20 protein-coding genes and 1 tRNA gene are annotated in these 20683 nt (G+C 64.2%); 9 read left to right on the top strand and 12 right to left on the bottom strand.

Annotated elements, in window-relative coordinates; translation table 11 throughout:
* Positions 1-14: 14 nt before the first annotated feature.
* Positions 15-413, top strand: coding sequence for a lipoprotein LpqV (locus tag DB708_RS18580; protein ID WP_108924450.1), 399 nt, complete (start codon positions 15-17; stop codon positions 411-413).
* A 103-nt stretch (positions 414-516) separates the two neighbouring features.
* Positions 517-1554, top strand: a complete 1038-nt coding sequence (locus tag DB708_RS18575; RefSeq protein ID WP_108924449.1) for a patatin-like phospholipase family protein — start codon at positions 517-519, stop codon at positions 1552-1554.
* Positions 1555-1559: 5 nt separating this feature from the next.
* Here DB708_RS18575 and DB708_RS18570 read toward each other — a convergent pair whose 3' ends face one another.
* The 10 genes from DB708_RS18570 to DB708_RS18525 all read right to left on the bottom strand — a co-directional run bounded on the left by DB708_RS18570 (position 1560) and on the right by DB708_RS18525 (position 11530).
* Positions 1560-2429, bottom strand: a complete 870-nt coding sequence (locus DB708_RS18570; RefSeq protein WP_108924448.1) for a patatin-like phospholipase family protein — start codon at positions 2427-2429, stop codon at positions 1560-1562.
* 1 nt (position 2430) lies between these two features.
* Entirely contained in the window at positions 2431-3312 is an 882-nt protein-coding gene (locus DB708_RS18565) for a class II glutamine amidotransferase (protein WP_108924447.1), read from the bottom strand.
* A 30-nt stretch (positions 3313-3342) separates the two neighbouring features.
* Complete coding sequence (locus tag DB708_RS18560; RefSeq protein ID WP_108924446.1) at positions 3343-3816, bottom strand: SRPBCC family protein; 474 nt, start codon at positions 3814-3816, stop codon at positions 3343-3345.
* A 38-nt stretch (positions 3817-3854) separates the two neighbouring features.
* A complete protein-coding gene (locus DB708_RS18555; protein WP_108924445.1) occupies positions 3855-5486 on the bottom strand; it encodes a long-chain fatty acid--CoA ligase in 1632 nt (543 codons plus the stop codon).
* Positions 5487-5609: 123 nt separating this feature from the next.
* Positions 5610-6755 (bottom strand): YncE family protein, encoded by a 1146-nt coding sequence (locus DB708_RS18550; protein ID WP_108924444.1) that lies wholly within the window; start codon positions 6753-6755, stop codon positions 5610-5612.
* Between the two features lie 396 nt (positions 6756-7151).
* The gene (locus DB708_RS18545) at positions 7152-7922 is read right to left on the bottom strand and encodes a DUF427 domain-containing protein (protein ID WP_108924443.1); all 771 of its coding nucleotides are present in this window, start codon (positions 7920-7922) and stop codon (positions 7152-7154) included.
* 7 nt (positions 7923-7929) lie between these two features.
* Positions 7930-8202 carry a DUF6295 family protein gene (locus DB708_RS18540; RefSeq protein ID WP_108924442.1) on the bottom strand — a complete coding sequence of 91 codons (273 nt, stop codon included), beginning with the start codon at positions 8200-8202 and terminating at the stop codon, positions 7930-7932.
* A 12-nt stretch (positions 8203-8214) separates the two neighbouring features.
* The gene (locus DB708_RS18535; RefSeq protein ID WP_108924441.1) at positions 8215-8970 is read right to left on the bottom strand and encodes a dienelactone hydrolase family protein; all 756 of its coding nucleotides are present in this window, start codon (positions 8968-8970) and stop codon (positions 8215-8217) included.
* A 113-nt stretch (positions 8971-9083) separates the two neighbouring features.
* Positions 9084-10667 (bottom strand): esterase-like activity of phytase family protein, encoded by a 1584-nt coding sequence (locus DB708_RS18530; RefSeq protein ID WP_108924440.1) that lies wholly within the window; start codon positions 10665-10667, stop codon positions 9084-9086.
* A 68-nt stretch (positions 10668-10735) separates the two neighbouring features.
* Complete coding sequence (locus tag DB708_RS18525) at positions 10736-11530, bottom strand: hypothetical protein (protein WP_108924583.1); 795 nt, start codon at positions 11528-11530, stop codon at positions 10736-10738.
* 96 nt (positions 11531-11626) lie between these two features.
* On the opposite strand from DB708_RS18525, the gene DB708_RS18520 reads away from it, so the two are divergent.
* The gene (locus DB708_RS18520) at positions 11627-12832 is read left to right on the top strand and encodes a class I SAM-dependent methyltransferase (RefSeq protein WP_108924439.1); all 1206 of its coding nucleotides are present in this window, start codon (positions 11627-11629) and stop codon (positions 12830-12832) included.
* A gap of 155 nt (positions 12833-12987) precedes the next feature.
* A complete protein-coding gene (locus DB708_RS18515; protein ID WP_108924438.1) occupies positions 12988-13317 on the top strand; it encodes a DUF732 domain-containing protein in 330 nt (109 codons plus the stop codon).
* A gap of 91 nt (positions 13318-13408) precedes the next feature.
* Here DB708_RS18515 and DB708_RS18510 read toward each other — a convergent pair.
* Together DB708_RS18510 and DB708_RS18505 are read right to left on the bottom strand one after the other, a co-directional pair.
* Positions 13409-13482 (bottom strand) — tRNA-Leu (locus DB708_RS18510).
* A gap of 20 nt (positions 13483-13502) precedes the next feature.
* Positions 13503-14750 carry a tyrosine-type recombinase/integrase gene (locus DB708_RS18505; RefSeq protein WP_457852094.1) on the bottom strand — a complete coding sequence of 416 codons (1248 nt, stop codon included), beginning with the start codon at positions 14748-14750 and terminating at the stop codon, positions 13503-13505.
* A 171-nt stretch (positions 14751-14921) separates the two neighbouring features.
* Here DB708_RS18505 and DB708_RS18500 point away from each other — a divergent pair, with 171 nt between their 5' ends.
* The 5 genes from DB708_RS18500 to DB708_RS18480 all read left to right on the top strand — a co-directional run bounded on the left by DB708_RS18500 (position 14922) and on the right by DB708_RS18480 (position 20284).
* Positions 14922-15119 (top strand): helix-turn-helix transcriptional regulator, encoded by a 198-nt coding sequence (locus tag DB708_RS18500; RefSeq protein ID WP_108924437.1) that lies wholly within the window; start codon positions 14922-14924, stop codon positions 15117-15119.
* A gap of 46 nt (positions 15120-15165) precedes the next feature.
* Positions 15166-16737: an ATP-binding protein gene (locus DB708_RS18495; protein ID WP_235616849.1), complete on the top strand. Its 1572-nt coding sequence runs from the start codon at positions 15166-15168 to the stop codon at positions 16735-16737.
* 91 nt (positions 16738-16828) lie between these two features.
* Positions 16829-17257: a transposase gene (locus DB708_RS18490; RefSeq protein ID WP_108924581.1), complete on the top strand. Its 429-nt coding sequence runs from the start codon at positions 16829-16831 to the stop codon at positions 17255-17257.
* Between the two features lie 265 nt (positions 17258-17522).
* A complete protein-coding gene (locus tag DB708_RS18485) occupies positions 17523-18053 on the top strand; it encodes a pyridoxamine 5'-phosphate oxidase family protein (RefSeq protein ID WP_108924580.1) in 531 nt (176 codons plus the stop codon).
* Between the two features lie 833 nt (positions 18054-18886).
* The gene (locus tag DB708_RS18480) at positions 18887-20284 is read left to right on the top strand and encodes a hypothetical protein (RefSeq protein WP_235616848.1); all 1398 of its coding nucleotides are present in this window, start codon (positions 18887-18889) and stop codon (positions 20282-20284) included.
* Positions 20285-20683 lie beyond the last annotated feature (399 nt).

Below are 20683 nucleotides of genomic sequence, written 5' to 3'. Positions count from 1 at the left end.
TTGCGGCGACGTGTGTGACCGGGCTGTCTGCGGTCACGGGATGCTCGCCGGGCAGCGGTCCCCCGGGCAAGGTCACATCGTCGACGACGCGGCCGGCGGCCATTCCGCACGGCCCCACTTCGGCGCCACCGGGAGCTGTCGGGCTCTCCCCCGCCGGCGTGACAACCAGGGTCGACGTCCCCGCGGATTCGACCGAAGAAGAGTATTACCAGGCCTGTCACGCCGCAAAAGTGTGGATGGACGCCCGGCCTAAGACCGGAGAATCCCAGTTCGAGCCGTATCTGGCCATGGTCCAAACCTCGTCTTCGGGCACTGCTGGCAGCTGGAATGCCAGGTGGGTGGACCTGGCGCCGGCCCGGCAGGCGGCGGTGATCACCGCCGCGCGGGCGGCCGCCAACGACGAATGCGGGTAGCACCAGGCGAACGGGCTTCGAACGCCTGCGCAATTGCGATCACGGCTGTAAAAAGTGCCGCCCCGACCCGGCGACGGCACGATCCGCCACGCAAAATGTAGGGGTGCCTACCGAAGTTGCCGCACGACGCTCAGCACCGCCCCGGGTCGCGATCGCGCTCGGGAGCGGTGGCGCCCGGGGCTACGCCCACATCGGGGTGATCGAGGCGCTCGATGCGCGCGGCTTCGAGATCGTGGGGATCACCGGCTCGTCGATGGGCGCGATGATCGGGGGTCTGCAGGCCGCCGGGCGGCTTGACGAGTTCGCCGACTGGGCGAAGTCGTTGACACAACGCACGATTCTGCGGCTGCTTGACCCGTCGATCAGCGCGGCGGGGGTGATGCGGGCCGAGAAGATCCTGGAGGCCGTGCGCGACATCCTCGGCCCGGTCACGATCGAGGAACTGTCGATCCCGTACACCGCGGTGGCGACCGACCTGCTGGCCGGTAAGTCGGTGTGGTTTCAGCACGGACCGCTCGACGAGGCGATCCGGGCATCCATCGCGATTCCGGGTGTGATCCCTCCCCACCAAGTCGGCGGACGCCTGCTCGCCGACGGCGGCATCCTGGATCCGCTGCCGATGGCTCCGCTCGCCGCGGTCAACGCCGACCTGACGATCGCGGTGGGCGTCAGCGGCAGCGAAGTGATCGCCAAACGATCCCCCGAGCCCGGCGCAACCGTCGAGTTGCTGAACCGGATGGTGCGCAGCACTTCTGCGCTGCTCGACACGTCGGCCGTTCGCTCGCTGCTCGACCGGCCCACCGCGCGCGCCGTGTTGAGCCGATTCGGCGCTGACACTTGGTCAGAGGAAGCCGGCGACGCGGATACCGACGACCTCGTGGGCGGGCCCGGGGTTCCGAAATTGGGCAGCTTCGAAGTGATGTACCGGGCGTTCGACATCGCCCAGTCGGCGCTCACCCGCCACATGCTGTCGGCCTACCCGCCCGATCTGCTGATCGAGGTACCACGTTCGACCTGCCGGAGCCTGGACTTTCACCGGGCCGCGGAGGTGATCGACGTCGGCCGATTACTGGCCGATCGGGCCCTCGATGCGCTCGAACACGTGGCCACCGAACCCGTAGGGCCCGCGATCGAAGGCTGATCCGATCAGACGCCCAGGAACCGGGCGATCGCGCGCGCTTCACGGCGACCCTGCTCACGTCCAGCCTCGGCCGAGCTGACCCGACAGCGCGGGTCTAACAGGTTGGGCCCGAACGCTTTCAACGAGCCATCGTCGGCGAACACCGCGAATGTGGTGCCGTCGAACGCCGCGATCTCGGCGGCCGGTCCGTCGCCGAACGGTGCTGGAGCATCGGGCGCCGAGGGCACCAACACCACGGCCGCGTCGCAGTCGTCGGCGACACCGAGGTTCACCGAACTGGCGATCCCGCCGTCCATGTACCGCCGACCCGCGATCGTCACCGGCGGCCACGCGCCCGGCACCGCGCAACTGGCCGCCACCGCATCGACAAGCTGCACTGCCGAATCGGAGTCGAAGACCACCAATTCGCCGGTGGCCGTGTCGATTGCGGTAATGCGCAGTGTGCGGCTAGGCCAGTCGTGCGACGGCAGGCGCTGCACGATCACCTGGCGGCGGACCGGCTCGGGCACGGTTTTGCTACCCAGCGCCACCGCCCCGATCCGCTGCATCTGCTGACGCGTCCTGGGCGGCGACTCGTCGTACGGCTCGGCCAGGGCGGTCAAGAACAGTTCGGTGATGGTCTCGAAGTCGACGCCGGAATCGATTTCGGCCGACGTCTCGGCGACTTGCCGTTCGAACAGCGCCTCGGGCGTGCTGCCGGCGCCGATCTGGGCGGCGACCGCCGAACCCGCGGACGTGCCGACCAGCACATCCGAATCCAGCAGCAGCCGTGCCGCGGCCGGCGACTCATCGGCGATGCCCTGCAGAATACCTGTCTCCCAAGCGATTCCGGCTATCCCCCCACCGGCCAGCACCAGCGCGCGTCTGATTGTCATGTCACAACTTCCTGGTGTTGGGCAGTGCGTGCTGCGCGTCTTCGACCGGGACGCTGAGATCCTGCCGGCGCAGCAGATGCTGGGGCGGGTCCGGCAGGATCATCGTTCGGTTGATCTGCAGCGAGCCGTCGACGTGCACCAGCTCGCCGGGATGCAGCAGACGCCAGCGCGGGTCGTCGTCCATCGGTTCGGTCGCCAGCACCACCGACGGGCGCGTGCACAGAGCTTCGGATTGGGCGTGAATTCGCTTGGTACGCAAATCGAACTCCGGATCGGGTGCCCCGTCGCGGCGGTCCAGCAGGCAGAGCTGGTGGGTTTGCGGGTAGCGCAGCGCCCACATATCGGTGGCCGTGCTCAGCAGCACGTTGACCGCATAGATCGGCACGTTCGCCGCAAGCCAGGTCATCGCGTCGGTGATGCCGGCGCAGACATCGCCGTCGGCGGCGCGGATCGATGCCGTGATCAACGCGAATACCCGCTCGGAATCGGTTTGGCCCAGCACCAAGTCATCGGTGCCGACCTCGCGCAGCCGTTCGTCGAGGATCCCCAGCCCCTCAAGCACACCGTTGTGCGCGAAGATCCGGCCGTCCTGCAGAAACGGGTGGGTGTTGCGGACGTCGCGCGACCCGGTCGTCGCGTAGCGCACGTGGGCGATGAACGTCGTGCCGGTCTTGCGGTGTGCTTCGGTGGCGAAGTCGGCATCCTGCCAGGCCGCGATCGGCTCCTTGTACAGCCGCGGTCCGCCGTTGGATTCGAACACACCCAGGCCGGTGCCGTCCGGGTTCCGCCTGCTCTGTTCGGACAGGCTGTCCGGTGCGTCCAGCAGCCAGAAGGTCGCGGTGCAAGCGTGCGTCCCGGCGTGCAGGCCAAAGAGTCGACACATGGCTCGACGGTACCGAATGCCGTTGCGGCCTCAGCGCGTCAGCAGCACCGACAGCTCATGCAGCGACCGGCGCGCGTAGCCCTTCCACATCGCGGCGAACACCGGGAGCGCCAAGGCGCTGCGCGCCGACCGCGGGTGAATGTCCCAGCGCCAGGTGACCTGGGTGCCGCCGGCGGCCGGGGTGAAGATCCACTCGCCCAGCACGTGGTCGACCAGCAAGGCCATCGGGCCGGTGACGTTGCCGAGCCGGTAGCCGAACGATCGCGGTGGGTCGACGCTGGTCAACTCCTCGCGGGTGCTACCACCACCGGCCAACACCACAGTGCGGGTCTGGCCCGCCGCGTCCCAACCACCCGTCTGGTCGCGGACCTCCTTGATCGGCGGGAACACCCCGTGCCGGCGGCTGAAAATCTCCGGAAGCGGCGCCGGCAGGGTGCGGTGGAAGGCCTCCTCGACGGGCACGGGGATCACCAGCGATTCGGAGACAACACGCGAATGTGCCATGCGCTTAACCCTTTCAGACCTCTGGCTTGACGAGCCGCTCAGTCGCGCGCCTCGGTGACCTCGTATGCGTTGTCCGCGTAGCGGGATCGGATCGCCTTCTTGTCGTACTTACCCACACTGGTGCGCGGGACTTCGTCGGCAAAAGCCCACCGTTCGGGCAGCCACCAACGAACGACCTTGTCCGAGAGGAACGTTCGCAGCTCGCCGGCGCTGACTGACGCACCTTCGTTGAGCACGACGACGGCCAGTGGGCGTTCCTGCCAGCGTTCGTCGGGAACTCCGACGACTGCGGCCTCGAGCACGTCGGGGTGACCGACCAGGCAATTCTCCAACTCCACCGAGGAGATCCACTCCCCGCCGGACTTGATCACGTCCTTGGCGCGGTCGGTGAGGGTGACGAAGCCCTCCTCGTCGATGCGACCGACATCGCCGGTGCGCAGCCAGCCGGAATCGAATTTCGAATCGTCGTGCCCGCGGTAGTAGGAGCCGGTGATCCAAGGGCCACGGACCTCCACCTCACCCACGGCCTGACCGTCGTTGGGTAGCACCGTGCCGTCGTCGGAGACGATCCGCATTTCCACACCGCATATCGGTTGGCCCTGGGTGCCGCGGATGGCCCAGTGCCGGTCTTGCGGCGTTCCGACCGGCGGCCAGGCCAAAGTAGCCAGCGGCGACGTTTCGGTCATGCCCCACAGCTGCCGGATCTGGACGTTGTACTTGTCTTCGAAGGTGCGCATCATCGACACCGGAACGGCCGAGCCGCCGCAGGCGACCAGCCGCAGCGACGAAATATCGTGGTCGGGGTCTTTTTCGAGGTAATGCATCACGTCGTTCCAGATGGTCGGTACCGCGCCGGCCAGGGTAGGCCGCAGCTTCTCGATCATGCCGATCACCGACCGAGCGTCGAGGTTGCAATCGGGCAGCACCAATTCGGCGCCCGCCATTACCGCCGCGTACGGCAGCCCCCATGCGTTGGCGTGGAACATCGGCACAATCGGCAGCACCCGGTCACAGGCCCCAACCCCCATCCCGTTGGTGCTGCACGTGGCCATTGCGTGCAGGAAGCTCGAACGATGGCTGTAGACAACACCTTTGGGGTTGCCGGTGGTGCCGCTGGTGTAGCACATCGCGGCCGCGGAATTCTCGTCGATGCGTGGCCAGTCGAATTCGGTCGGCTGGCCCTCGAGTAATTCCGCGTAGCGCAGCACCGTCTTGCCCGACTCCTGCAGCGGCGCCGTATCGCCGTCGCCGACCGCGATCACGGTGTGCACCGTTTCGAGCTCAGGCAGCACCGGGGCGAGCAGTTTGGCCAGCGACATGTCGACCAGCACGACCTGGTCTTCGGCTTCCTTGGCGACGTAGGCGATCTGCTCGGGGAACAAGCGGATGTTGAGGGTGTGCAGCACGGCCCCCATCGAGGGCGCCGCGAGGTAGATCGCCAGGTGCTCGGCGTTGTTCCACATAAACGTCGCGACCCGCTGATCTCCGGTCACGCCCAGGCCGTGCAACCCGTTCGCCAGTTGAGCCGCCTGCTGACCCAATTCGCGGTACGTGGTGTGGCGGTAGCCGTCAGCCATCGCGGTGGTGACCGTTCGGGCCCCGTGAACGCCGCAGCCGTGCCGCATGATCGCGGAGATAGTCAGCGGAAAGTCCTGCATTGTGCTGTCCATCGATCTACCGCCTTACGGTCTCGGCGCAGCACCGCCACATGGTCGGTCGGGCGAATGGTATCGCCGCGCTACATCAGGAGAAAGGGTTCCCCTGACAAGGCGTGTTGTACCCCCGGCCGAGAGTCAGGCGGGCACCGGCTCCTGCGGCATCAGATCGGGGAGCATCCAACCGGTCGCCGACAGCTCGCTGTTGGGCACGGCGCTCTCGATGGCCAGCGTGGTGGCCGAGGCGATCGGCGCAACGCTCACGGCACCGGAGTAATCGGCGATGTACAGGCGCGTCCCATCCGGGCTCTCCACCACGCACGACGGCTGGGTGCCCGCGCCAATGGTGGCGATGACGTCGTGGGTCAGCGTGCACAGCACGGTGACCCTGTCGTCGCTGACCAGATAGGCGCGATCGCCGTCGGCGGACAGCGTCATCCCGGTGAGAATGCCGCCGATCTCGCCGACCTTGCGCGTGTTGGTGATCTTGTTGGTCCGGGTGTCGATGACGTCGACCACGACGCCGATCTCGGGAGCGCAACTCGCCACGTAGGCGAGCGCACCGCCCCGGCTCAGGGCGACGTCGCGGACGGGCAAGCCGATCTCCACGGTGTCAATGACCTGCAATGCGGTCTGGCGGTCGGTGCCGTGCTTCTTCCGCCAGCCGGTGTGGCCGCCGGCCGCACCGGACTGCGCTTTCGTGCCGATCACCACGAGCCGGCCGCCGGCGGGCCCGTTGATCCCCACATAGGCCCGAGTCCCGTCGGGGCGCACCCGCACGCATTCCGTCGCGGTGCCCGCCGCGGCGTCCGCGACACTGATTGCCTGAACCCGTCCGGTCGTGGTGTCCAGGACAGCGAGGTCGACAACACCGGCGGCGTTGCGGCTCGCGTAGACATGGCGCCCGGCGGCATCGACCGCTAGGTCGCTGACGGACAGCGCCAGCGGGTGCGTCGCGACCACCGCGTTCGTGGACATGTCGATGACCTGGATTGAGTCATAGGACGCCGACGCCGTGCTGACGTATGCCTGTAGTCCCGACCCGTCCACCGCAATGGCAAACGGTTCGTCGACGCCGTCGATCGAATCGACGACCCGGAAGCATTCAGTGTCGATGACCGAGACGCTGCCAGCGCGAAAGTTGGTCACCATCAGTCGTCTGCCGTCGCGGCTGATGGCGATGCCGCTGATCGGGCCGTTGCCGACCGCGATCTCGACGGCCACCGGCGTGGGGTCGACCTCGACGATCTCGCTGGCGGCCTGCCGGCCGTTGAGTTCGTTCACGTTCGTACCGCCTTCGCTGTTGTCAACGGCGATCCCCGCTCGAGCCGGTCACCGCAACTCTGATGCGACACCGGCGGCTGGGATAACCGCGTTTCAGCACCGGAGAAATGCGCTGATCTGCACAAATTTTACTGGCCCAATTTCGGCCAAAATTCATTTAAATCGGCAATGTCGGCTAAATCACCGTGCGGCCTCAGGATCTGCTCAGGTGATTGTTACCGAGTATATACACGGCCACCCCCAGGCAAACAAGTCATAGAGGGATTATCTGCGGCTATGTGCAGCCAGGCTAATGCTGATGCGAGCAGTGAGCATATAGCCGAATAAGAATTCATTAGATTTTTCGGCAAAAAGAGGTAAATGTCACATTCAGCGGGCTCGGCATGTCGCGGTTAATTAGCTGAACTGCGTCTTTGGCCGGGCCAGGCCGACACCGTCGACCTCGATATCGAGCTTCTCGTTGTAGAACGCCACCAGCCCCGCGATCTGGCTCACCGCCGGCAGCGGATAGTGATACGTCCACGCGAGATCGGTATGCACGGTGTCGCCGACGCGCACCGACCAGTAGCCCGACGTCACCCCTTTGTACGGACATTGCGTCTGAGTCGGGCTGGGCTCCAGATGCGCGAAAAAGACATCGGTGGGATCGAGGTAATACCTTGTCGGCAAACCGGTTTCGAAGAGCAGCACCGGCGACTTGGTATCGGCCAGCACGACGCCGTCCAGCGCTACCCGAATGTGCCGGCGCGAGCGCAGGGCGTCGACCCGCGAGTAGGGATTGCGCGGGTGGACGTAGATGGGCTCGTCCTCCTCGAACCACCGCAGCGCGTCCCATTCGAAGCGCACCGTGCCCGCTACCGGGCTGTCGGTGTCGGCGTCGAACACCCGCGCGGCCGCCGGGTGCGTCTGGCCCGCCCCGACCACGGAGTGCAGCCGCGACGGCCCGAGTTGCACCTTCTGCGCGTGGTCCTCGTCGCGCAGGAACTCTGGGCGCACGTCGACCAGCGGCACGTAATACGCCGGGTAGTAAGGGATTTCCCACACATAGCGAGCAGCGGTCGTGTCGAACACCGCCTCGTCACCCAGGAAACCCCGGACCCGCCGCGGCACGGGCTCGATGCGTCCCCGGGCGGCGGCCGGCTGCGGGTAGTCAGGCTCGGTCGTCATGGGTCACCTACTGGTCCTTGGACGCGAGACCGACCGGCGCGTTCGCGATCGCTTTGTAGATGGCGTCGGCCAGCGCCAGCGCACTTTCCTCGGTGAGTTCCAGCGCAACCCGCGCCGACGGGCCCAGCTCCGGATTGATGACGTCGACGTTGACCGTGTGCGTGTAGGGCGCGTGCACGGCGTGATCGACGTAGACGGTCGCGCGGTCGGCGCGGAACCAGCCCGCCGGGCCCTTGCCACTGCCGTCGATCTCGACGTGTTCGGTGAGATGTGTGCACATCGCTTGGCGGACCTAGCCTTTCAGATGCGTGGCGAAGAATTCGTCGATGTGACGCCAGCCGTCCACCGCCGCCTCCGGGCGGTATGCGGGCCGGTCGACGGAGAAGAAGGCGTGGCCCGCGCCGTCGTAGGAGTGGAACTCGTGCGGCTTGTCCAGCTTGGTCAGCTCTGCGTCCAGCGTGGCCACCGCGGCGGGCGTCGGGAACACATCGTCGGCCCCGAACAGGCCCAGCAGCGGACAACTCAGCTTCGGCGCCAGGTGCAGGATCGGCGTCATGGCCTTGGGCATTCCCTCCCGGGCATCCTCGACGACGCGGCCGCCGTAGCAGTCCACCGCGGCGTCCAGCTGCAGCGAGCACGCCGCCAGGTAGGCGTGCCGGCCGCCCGAGCAGTGTCCGATGACGCCGAATTTCCCGTTCGCGCCGGGCAGCGACCGCAGGTGCTCGATCGCGCCCGCGACATCGCCGACCAGCCGCTCGTCGGGCACCCCGCCGGCCGCGCGCACCGCGGCAGCCGCGTCGTCGGGAGCGGCCCCCGGCGCCTCGCGGGAGTAAAGATTCGGCGCCACGGTGTGATAGCCGCTGACGGCAAGCCGGCGGACGAACTCTTTGGTCTCGCGGTCGTAGCCGGGCATGTGATGGATCCAGACGACCGCGCCGCGCGATCCTTGCGCGAGCGGTGTCGCGCGGTAGGCCTCGATCTCCTCACCGCCATGGCCGGTGATGGTGATCGTCTCCGCGCGAATGGCATCTGGGCTAACCGCATTCATCGAAATGCTCCTTGCTGGGCCGCAATCGGGTGCGCAGCGCGTGCGGCTCGTCCGGGTGTCGGCGGGGTGGTGTGACCGCCCGACACCAACGTATCCGAACTTCGCGTCGGGGCTCAGCCAACCTTGATAGGGACTGTCTCCGACTCCATCGTGGGGGGCAGCTTCCCGGTGTCGACCGTCAGAATCTCACCGCTGTCCGCAGCACCGTTGGGCGTCATCTTGGGCTTGAGCGAAAACGGCGCGGTGGTGGACGCCAGGCCGGCCAGCCCGAAATCGCTGTCGTTGGCGATGAATATCGTCTTTCCGCCGTCCGGGGTGATGACGCCTTCGATCTTGGCGTGCCCGAAAAAGTTGCCGTTGGCGGACAGGGAACGCAGCATGTCGGTGAGATCGAGCTTGAGCTTCTTGCCCGTCACCGTGATACCGGCGGCGCTGAGTTCGTCGATCGCCGCGTCGACCCCGCCGATGCCGACGAAGGTCTCGATCGGAACCCCATTGATCAGCAATCCGCCGCCGTCGGCCCGATAGGTCGCCCCGGGCAGCTTCGCGCGCGGACCCACATCGGTGGCCCCGGAGATGTCGGCCGAGTAGATCTTCTTGTTGGCGTTGGGTTGTGGCTCGCCGTCGAGCTCGTCGACCAGGAAGGTGGTGGCCGTGACCGCGGTGATCTCTGAGACCGCGACCTTGGTCTGCTGGGGGTTGGCCAGCGGGTACAGGTACTCGTGCACGTCGCCGCGGTTTGCGAGTTTGATCGTCACGATGCGGGTGATCGGGACCGACGTCGACGGGCCGACCAGGCCGGGTGTTTGCAGCGCCGACTGCATGATGCCCACCAACGTCGTGCCGTCGGGGGTGACGGTAAGGCCCTCCATCCCGTGGTTCGGGCTGCGCAGCGACAACTCCTTGGGCAGAGTTCCGTCGAAAGGCGAAAGCCGTTCCAGCTCTTTGCCGTTGGCGTCGAAATGGACGATGAACGGGCCGTATTCGTCGGAAACCCAGAAGGTGCCGTCCGGCAAAGCGACCAAGCCTTCGCCGTCCAGTCCGTGATCGGATGGCGGCAACGGGGCACCGTTGATGTCGACCATCGAATCGCCGGTGCTGGCCTGCGGGTGGGACAGTCCGACCAACGGGGCGCCGTCCTTGCCGGCCAGCGTGATGATTTGCTCCACCGACGCCACCCCGTCGGCGAGCTTGAGCTTGGCGATCTGCGGGTGGAAATCGGGTACGGGGAAAACGATTTCGTTCGGCGTGCGCCCGGCGACGTTGGGGCCGCGATCCGTCAGGCCGTAAATCTCGTTGGAGCTACCGGGCACCGGGGCGATTGCGGAACCGTGCGCGTTGGCCTGGACGGCGACGCCGCCGACAGTGGCCAGCGGCGGCAGGTTCTCGGCATAGAGCTTGACGCTGGGCGTGACGGTGATGTGGAGCCGATCGGTGCCGGTGAAGCCCGCGTCGGGGGTGTAGATCATCGCGCCGTTGGCGCCGTACGCGATGTTGCCGTGCTCGGGTTTGCCGAACGCCACCGGCGTCTCGCCGTCCGTCGCGGCCAGCAGCTGATCCGGGATGATGGTCAGCGCCTTGCCGGCGCCGGTGCTCAACGCCACCTTGGCGCCCGACCCCCAGTGGCCTGATGAGCAGGCCGCCACCGCGATCAGCACCGTGGCGGCAGCCAGCGGCCAAGTCCTGTGGGATGCCATGCGATCGACCTAACAAGTGGAAGTTGTCGCGCCGGTGGAAGTCGGGCGCGCGGACGAACAGCGCGCCCCTAGTGGTCCTTGTCGCGCACCTTGTAGGACGAGGGCCACGACTTGCGCGACTCGTCTCCGGTCAGCGGGGTTCCGATCCCCCCGACCTTCACGTTGTACGCCTCCTTGCCCGGGCCCACCTCGCGATTCGCGTGTTCCTGGGCAAGGTAATACAGCTCATCGATCGTTGCTTCGTCGTAGGCGACGAACGAGGTCTCCCGGGCGACGTCGTCGATCCCGACGAGCATCCGCTCTGGCACATACCGTGACGCCAGCGCCGCCACGCCCAGCAGCGAGTACGGGATGACCCAGTAGCAGATGAACAGCAGCGGAGTCCGCGTATCGAGGATCGTGGCCTCACGCCCGCCGAACTCCTCCAAGATCGGCGGAATCGCGGACGACACCGTCATGCCGGCGAACGCGGCGATCCAGATCCAGGACAAGACGTCGGTGATCCGGTCGAACAGCTCGGTCTTGACCACGTCAGGCGGTTGCTCCGCCGCGGCGAACTCACGCACAAACGACTTGCCGACCAGCTGGCCGATCAGAGCCACCAGTAAGATCCCGCCACTGCTGAGTGGCTGTATCCAGCGGTGCATGAACGACTCGCTGAGCGTGAAGGTCAGCACCGTCAGCACCGCGAAGGTGGCGACCGCCCCGACCTCCAGCGTGCCGCCCGGCTTACCGAGCAGACGCCCGATCAGAAACGCGGCGGCAGCGATCACCAACGCGACCACCACGGCGGTCTTGAAGGGAACGTTGCCAACCAGCACCCAGTAGATAAGCCACGGCGCAAATCCAAAGAGCATGCCCACGGTGCGCCAGTGTAGGAGTTGCTGGCTCATACCACGGCGCGCATCGCCGCATCGCGTCCGGCGGCAACCCAGCAAAGCCACTACATTGCGTCTGTAGTGAACGACGATCCGCGCAACGACGTGGTCTCCCGGCAATACGACCGGTGGCAGTACCCGCCGCCCATCGACGACCTCGAGATCTACTCGAAGAACAACTGGGAGTGGTTCGACCCGTTCCGCGCGCACCGGGTGTTGTGGCCGGACCGGGACTATCGCGCCGACCTGGACATTCTGATCGCGGGGTGCGGCGCCAACCAGGCCGCGGTATTCGCCTTCACCAACCGCGCCGCCAAGGTGGTGGCCATCGACGTCAGCCAATCGGCACTGAACCACCAGCAATATCTGAAAGACAAGCACGCCCTGCACAACCTGGAATTGCACCTACTGCCGATCGAAGAGGTATCGGCGCTGGGCCGCGACTTCGACCTGATCGTGTCCACCGGCGTTCTGCATCACCTGGCCGACCCGCTGACCGGTATGCGGGCGCTCGCCGGGTGTTTGCGCCGCGACGGCGCACTGGGGGTGATGCTCTATGCCAAGTACGGCCGGACCGGGGTCGAGCTGCTCGAGTCGGTGTTTCGCGACTTGGGGCTGTCCCAGGACGAGGCGTCGGTGCAAGCGGTCAAGGACATCATCGCGATGCTGCCCGCGGACCATCCCGTCCGCAGCTATTTGACGGTGGCTCGCGACTTGCAGACCGACGGCGCTCTCGTCGACACCTTCTTGCATGGCCGCCAACGCAGCTACACCGTCGACGAATGCCTCGACCTGGTCGCCTCGGCCGGGCTCACATTCCAAGGGTGGTTCCACAAGTCGCCGTACTATCCACACGAAATCCTCACGCAGTCAGGCGAATTCGGATCTCATCTGGCCCAGTTGCCCGACCGCGAACTCTGGTCGGTGATGGAACGGCTGCAGACGCTGAACGCGACGCATTTCTTCATGGCTTGCCGTCCGGACCGCCCGACGCAGCAGTACACGGTCGACTTCTCGGCGGCCCAGACCCTTGATTACATTCCCGTGTCGCGCACCGCGTGCATGTTGTCCGGAGCCGACCTGATGGGACCCGGCGCCCGGCTGCGGCTCGGCGCGGCCGACCTGGCTTTCGCGGAGCTCGTCGACGGCCAGCGCAGCATAGGTGAGATCGCTGCCGTCGTCGCACAGCGCGGCGACGGCGAGGCACAGGCCCATGCGCGCAGGCTTTTTCGGGAACTGTGGCGGCTGGACTTCCTGGCAATGGCCATCGGCGCAAGCTCGCCATAAGCTGTAATACGTTGCACTGGAACATATCTCGTGCACGACAGCCGGGTGCACAGGCCACAACCGGAGACCGCTCGTTGCGCCGGGGAGACATAATGTCAAGACGAAGTTAGGATTCGGGTCCTGCATGCAGGCAGTTCACCCAAAGGAGTCGATGAATGAAGAACACGGCACGGATGGCGGGCCCGATCGCTGCCGTTGTGGCCGGCCTCCTTGGTATCGCCGCCGCACCGAGCGCGCACGCCGACCCGGCGGATGACACGTACCTGCAGACCCTGCAGCAGCGAGGGCTGAGCTGGGCAAACGGCCAGGACCAGACGATGATCAACGTCGGTCACGCGGTGTGTACGGACTTTGCCGGTGGGGACACGATGGAGCAAACCGTCGGCGATGTGAAGAAGGCGCTCGGGGTGAGTAACAACGGTGCGGGCAGCATCGTGGGTGCGGCTGTTGCCGCCTACTGTCCGGAAAACCGCAGCAAGATGTGAGCTGGCCCAAGATCGGCCGCCAGTCACACTTCTTTCGCGTTAACGGGTGATCACACCCCAGGGTTGCGCTCGGTGAGCACCACTTTTTGCGTGCCCCCAGTCGGACTCGAACCGACACTGTGCGGATTTTAAGTCCGCTGCCTCTGCCAATTGGGCTATAGGGGCGTTGCAGCTCACAGCATACTTTAGGCCGTTTCAGCCCCATTCTGGCGTCTCGAATACCGCAGTGATACCGCAGTGCTTTCGATGGCCTTGCCCAGCGCATCTGCCACGCCGCTCAAATCGTCGTTGAGCAGGTGTCCATACCGGTCGAGCGTCATGGCCGCCGTTGCATGCCCCAGGAGTCTCTGCACGACCTTGACGTTAGCGCCTGCGCTGATCGCCAGTGACGCCGTGGTGTGCCTCAGGCCGTGAGGTACCAACCCGTCGATACCGACGTCTTCACACGCGTTGTCGAATGCCCAGCGGTACTCACCGAGTGGTAAGAACCCGCCCTTACGACTGGGAAACACCAACGCGTTCGGGTCGGCGGGCAACTCAGCCTTGAGTTTCTCCCAGACAGGCCCAGGCACCGGCACGTGACGATCCCGCTTCGTCTTGGTCGTCGACTCCACGATGCCCTTACCGGTGACCGCAGTTGCGGACGAGCGCACCGTCAACACCCGATCCCCCACATGTCGGCGTCTCAGTGCAACGGCCTCCCCGAACCGAAGACCGCAATAGCCCAGCACCAACGTCAGCGTCTCGAAACGATCTGCCGCCTTAGCGAGTATCAGAAGCTCGGCATGGCTCAGGTAACGCCGCTCACGCTCGACTTGTTCGGGAAGATCTTCGTCTCGCTTGATCTCGAATGCGACGTTCTTGGCCACCTTGCCAGTCCGTTGGGCGTACTTGAGAACCGCACCTATCAGCTGATGCGCTTGGGTGATCCGACTTGCCGACAGGCCGGCGCCGCGTTGCCCTCCGTCGACCGACAACGCTCCCAGCCAGGTTGAATAGGACTCGTAGTCAAGACGTTTGAGCGGAACGCTTTCCCACTTCGGCAGCACCACGGTGTCGAGCAATGAGCGATAGCCTGCAACGGTTTTCGGCTTACGGTGCTGTTTGGTGGCGAACCACTGCTCGGCGACCGATCCAAACGTCTCTGCGCTCTTGCGCGGATCGACATACTCACCACGCTGGAGATCAGCGGTTAGCCCGTTGAGGTACGCCTGCGCATCCGGCTTGCGTTGAAAACTCTTGGTGCGCTCTTCCCCGCGATCGTCAACCCACCTGACACGCCAACGCGAGACCTTGCCATACACGGCCGACCGCGAGGCGTGCATATTTCCGTCCGGGCCCTTGACTCGCTTATGCCAGCGGTCGTCGATACCCGCCCGCTGGTGCCTGGTCGTCACGCCCGTAACGATACCGCAGTGATCCGCCGCAGACATCCGCCTTGCCAATCCATTGAAATACAAAGCAGCTCAGAGAAAGGGTTTGAAATCGGTCGAACCGGCTGGTTACGAATAGTTTCACTGCCAATGCGGCTGCGGCGGTAGACAAAAACTGAATGCTGCAAGCACTGTTGGAACCGGCACAGAAAGTTGAATCAGGAGGAAAGCATGGAACTTCTAGTAGCAAAACAAGTTTCAGAAATGATCGGGGTTCCTATCGGAACTTTGCGCTATTGGCGTCACTCGAATATCGGACCTGCGAGTTTCACCCTAGGACGCCGAGTCGTATATCGACGCGATGAAGTGCTGCGCTGGATTTCCCAGCGAGAGAATGCAACACGCCGTGGAGGCGGCGACGCCGCGTGAGGCTTATTAGCGAAACGGCCTCGGGGCACCGACAAGGAATTAACCTATGAGCACCAACGGAGAGACTGACAAGAAGTCAGTAGCCGCACGTTTAGTTGGCATGGCACAGGAGCGCTACATCCTTGGGGTGTCCGACGACGGCGAGCCCTTCGGCGCCGATCGCACGCGTCCGCATCTAGCAATGTTCTTACGGGGTGGCCGGGCTGGCCTGCGCGCCGACCTGGCAGCCCGCTATTTCGCCGAAACCGGCGCCGTTGCTGGGGGCCAAGCCCTTACCGATTCCACGCTGATCCTGGAGGGTCACGCAGCGTCGCAACGGCCCGAACGTCTGTACCTACGCATTGCCGAGCACGAAGGCATGGCATATGTCGACACTGGCCGGACAGATGGTCAGATCATCCGCATCGGCGGCGGCCGTTGGACCATGACTGATGCTGCGCCGGTGCGCTTTCTGCGCACAAAGCTGACCGGAGGCATGCCCCTGCCAGCTCCGGATGGTGACTTGGCAAGGCTGTGGGATTTCGTCAATGTCAGCGCAGAGGATCGTCCCGTGCTTCTGGCTGTGCTCGTCGCCGCGCTGGTCCAGTGCGATGTTCCGCATCCAGTCTTGGCACTCTTCGCAGAGCAGGGCAGCGCCAAGAGCACGACGACGCGCATGCTGGTCGATCTCATCGACCCCTCCCCTGTTCCGCTTCGCCAGGCCCCACGAGACGCCGACTCGTGGGTGATCGCGGCCTCAGGGTCCTGGGTAGTGGCGCTGGACAACGTATCTGCAATCCCGCCGTGGTTGTCGGACTCCTTGTGCCGCGCCGCTACTGGTGATGGCAGTGTGAAGCGGGCTCTCTACACGGACGCCGATCTTGCAGTTCTCAAATTCCGCAGATGCGTCATCGTGAACGGGATCGACGTCGGCGCAGTTCGCCCCGATCTGGCCGAACGGCTAGCGACGGTGGAGCTGCGGCGTATCGATCGCCAACGCCGCCAAGCCGAAGCCACGCTGCGCCACGAATGGCAACAGGCACTACCAGGCATTCTTGGCGGCCTCCTCAGCCTGGCCGCGGTTGTCCACCAACGGCTCGAAACGATATCCCTCGATGCCCCGCCACGGATGGCAGACTTTGGCCGCACCCTGGCGGCCGTCGATGAAGCGTTGGCCGCCGACGGATTGCGCCGCTATTTGTCACGCGCCGATCAGCTGTCTGAAGACAGTCTGTCCGCAGATCCGTTTATCGAGCGTTTACGCACGTCCACGCTCGAACCAATCATCGGCAAGTCCGCAGGCGAACTGCTGGCAATGACAACACCCGCCGGTGATCAGTGGCGACGCCCCAAAGATTGGCCGAAGAACGGCAGAGACATCACAGCAATTCTGAGGAGACACGCGCCAGCCCTGCGAAGCTTGGGATGGACCATCGACGACGACGGTGCCCGAAATCATCGGAATGTCCTGCTGTGGACAATTTCTCCACCACAAGAAGATTCGATGATGAAAGAGAACTCGCAGCCCTCGCGGTCCTCGTGGTTGTGCAGCACCAGCACGTTGCCCGAAGCGACACATGTGTCAGTCCTGTACTCCGGCAACCCACATGGCCCCGAGTGCGCCGCCGAGGCGTCGTAGTCTGCATTCCCCATGTCTGATTGGCCCGGAGTGTCAGTCCCTGGGGGCATGATCGGTTCAGGTGTCCACACGGACGAAAGGCTTGCTGATCATGAATCTGAAGACAGAGTTGGAAACGCTCGCAGACACGGTCGTCACGGAATGGCCCGAGATCGCGTGCTCAAGCCAATTCGAGGACGCCATCAGATTTCTCTACCGCTCGCAATTAGAGTTCCCGCCTTCCTGGCCCCAGGATCAGCGTGATGAATTCATTGCTAGCAATGCCGAACTCGAAACCATACGATTAGCGGCACGACTCGACGACGCCATCGATAGCGTGATTGACGGCTACACACGCCAACACGGTTGGCCGCCCCACCAAGAGGACGCGGCCGAAATGATCGACGCTGAGCGCAGGGCCGTGATCTTCGACCTGGAGTTCTGCCTCGCGACGCTCGCGGACGAGATCAATAAGGTGAGCGCTCAGTGTCTAGGCCGCGCTGATACGAGCATGACTGGATGCAGCCGCGCCCACCGGTAGTCACATGCTTCAAACAACACACAAGAGGGGCGCCCCACAGAACGCTAAATAACCACATAGTGTCGCCGCATCGACCCCCAGCGTCTTTCGCGTCGATACAGGTGTACTGGGATGCGTTCTCTGCCAGCGCTTCACCGACGGTGGCTATGATAGATATGTCAACTTGGAAGGCCCCTGCTGGACGATTTGAGGTGGCCCGGGCGATCAGCGATATGGCAGCCCAGCTGCGGTGGTTCTGCTGACTCGCCGTGCTTCAATGGGCAACATGACGGCTGAGGACCAATGCGCTCTCGGTGAGAGCCACTGGACAGCAATAAAGGACATCGTCGCCCGGGCAAAGAAGTCCGCCCTGCACTGCGCGATTGCATCGACCGATTCCGACGGCGCCCCGCACATCACGCCCGTGGGGACGGTCTTTCTACGGGACGACCGCACCGGCTTCTACTTCGATCAATACACCAGCGCACTGGCCCGCAACGTCGATCGCGACCCGAGGGTGTGCGTCATGGCAGTCGATACCGGTCGTCTGTTCTGGCTTCGTTCGCTTGTGACCGGCCGTTTCGTCGCGCCGCCCGCAGTCCGGTTGTACGGAACTGTTAGCTCATTGCGGGCGGCGACCCGGACCGAGCTCGAACAGGTTCGGCAGAGTGTCCGCGCAACACAGCGGCTGAAGGGCGCAAAGATGCTCTGGTCTGACTTCAGCCAGGTCCGTGACATCACCTTCACTAGCTTCCGGCCCGTACGCTATCCCATCATGATGTCGCATCTTTGGCAGGACGTGGACTCTCGCGTTTAGTTAGCTCGCTGCTGTGGTCTTCTGACTGCGGGTGCGAGCCAGCCGATAGGGGCCAGTGCCCGTTTCGAGGATGCTGCCGCGAATGTCAGGCGGCCGGCAACCGCGCGCACACCTGAGGGTCAGTGGGCGTCGTCGCTCCAATCTTGAGTACGCCTCGACCTCAATCAATGCAATACATCGATTCGTTGTCGATCCGCGATTCGCTACAGCCCCGCCGCGCCGCGCCGCGCCGCCGAATCGTCTTATCGACGACCAGAGAGCCCAAAACTCTCAGTCGAGTCCCTACATTGCCCAATACAACAGTGGCCATCGGTAACGGAACGTCTGCGGGCCGGCCGACGAACTTTCGCGGCCTGGTCACAGCGGAAATTGCCGAAATCGGCGACGTCGATCTAACCCAGATAGGTTCCCAAGACAGCTCCAGTCAGAGCCAGAACGCGGACCTCTGACCTGAAATGCAAAAGGTGTGTCGGACTTTGAGACCAGCGGCGGGGAGCGCAACGGGAAGCAAGATCGACGCACAATTTCCACCGAGAATGAACACAGCCGATGAGCGATCGGGCGAAGCAATTACTGAAGGTCGGGAATGCGAATGCGCCTCTGGTTGTAGCCTGCCTTCCCAACGTTGACCTATCGTGCGTGACATGACTGGGAGTACTTCCGATTCAGAAACCCGATGTACGGGCAAATGAACGGACCAAAGCCAGTATGCCGTTGGGACCTTCGACAGCTGACTGCCGAAAACGGCATGTCACGACCACCGACCTGGTCGAACGAACCAGTGACACACCATGACTGAACGCGCATGCTGGGAGTGCGGGAGCGTCAGCCGCTTGACCCGACTGCCCCATGGATACATCTGCACCAGCTGCCGCCGGCGCCGGCACTACCATCCCGAAGTCTGCCCACAGTGCAATGTCGTACGACCGCTGGCCTGGCCGCGCGACGACAGGCTTGTCTGCGCCTCGTGCGCCGGCGTCCAATCCATTTTCGCCTGCTGCGAATGCGGCCGCGAGGATCACCCCTATGGGTATCGCCGATGCGCTCGCTGCTTCCTGCGCGAGGCACTCACAGAACTGCTAACTGACCCATCGACGGGCCTGATCCATCACCAATTGCAGCCAGTCTTCGATGAACTAGTCAACTCTGAACGTCCGCAGACCGGAGTGTGGTGGCTACGCAAGAAGCCCGGCGTTGGCCCGCGCCTCTTGGCGCAGATGGCTTGCGGTGCAGTCGAAATAAGCCATGACACATTCCGGTCGCTGCCCTCAGACCGGTCTCACGACTACGTTCGCAGCTTACTCGTCGCGGTCGGCGTCCTAGGTCCGATCGAGATTCGCATCGAACGGATGCTGCCTTGGATCGACAGGGCTGTCGCAGAATTGTCCGCCAGGGACACGGAACTCATTCGTCGGTTTGCCCATGAGTACGTACTCAAACAGATGCGCGACTCAGCGCGCGAAAGCTTACTGACAAAATCAATTGCCGACGCATGCCGGCAGCGTATCTGCGTCGCGATCGAGTTTGTCACCTTCCTCACGGCCTACAACTCGACCCCGGCCACCGCCACTCAGGACCTTCTGGAGCGCTATCTGAGAAGCGTCAAGCGAGCACCTTGCCACCAGTACGCATTCGTCGCCTGGCTGCGCGAAAATGGAATCAACACCACACTAAGGATCGCCGACACCACTCGCCGTCGGCCTACAACGACCGTTTCGGATGCCCAACGCTGGGCCGCCGTCGATCGCCTCTTACACGACGAGACCCTGCGCCATTACACCCGTATTGGTGGCCTCTTCACATTGCTATTCGCACAACCACTTTCACGGATCGTGGCGATGCGAACCAGTCAGGTCGATATCGCCGGCGACAAATCCGCCCACGTCACCTTCGACGCAGCTCGCGTCCAGATGCCGCCGATCCTCGATTGCCTCATTCGCGAACAGATAGCGCGCCGAGGCAAGAGCCTCTACGCGTCACGCGGCACCAGTTGGCTGTTCCCCGGCGGTATGCCTGGCCACCACATTGCCACTGAGAACATCCGATCTCAGCTCGTCGCGATAGGCATCAAGCCCTACGAGAATCGAAAAGCCGCGCTCTTCCAACTCGCAGGCGAGATGCCTGCACCTTTCCTGGCCGAACTCATCGGGATCACCAACAAGAACGCTGCCGACTGGGCCAGGCTCGCTGCTCATAATGGGACCGGCGAGATCGCCGCACGGACTGTCTAATATCGCTCCCCCACATTTCGAGACGTCCGCAGGCCAAGTGATCAAGGCGGCCCTTCGGACCAACCTCCAAGACTGTGAGGTAAACCAGCGCCTGCGCGAGTAGCTAGGCCCACGACACCAAGCATCTTGTCACGCAACGCTCTCCGTCGACGTCGCGGACCAAAGCTCCGCCCCAACGGGTCGACCGATATCGAGAGCTCGCGCGGCTGGGAAGGCGCGTTCACCTGCGATTCAGTGATGACGTCAATCGCGAGCAACCGAAGTAGCTCGATATCCGGACCGAGCGATGCCGCTTCTCGGCTTCGCGGTAGCAGCACTCGCACGTCCCCGAATTTCGGATCTCTTGCACTTTGGAGTGTAGAAGGCAGAATATCGACGGACGATATTTCGAAAAGCCCC

This window comes from Mycobacterium montefiorense, from assembly GCF_003112775.1.
GTDB classification, from domain to species: Bacteria; Actinomycetota; Actinomycetes; order Mycobacteriales; family Mycobacteriaceae; genus Mycobacterium; species Mycobacterium montefiorense.
Note: the sequence above shows the minus strand (reverse complement) of the source record. Positions and strands in the feature narration are given on the sequence as shown.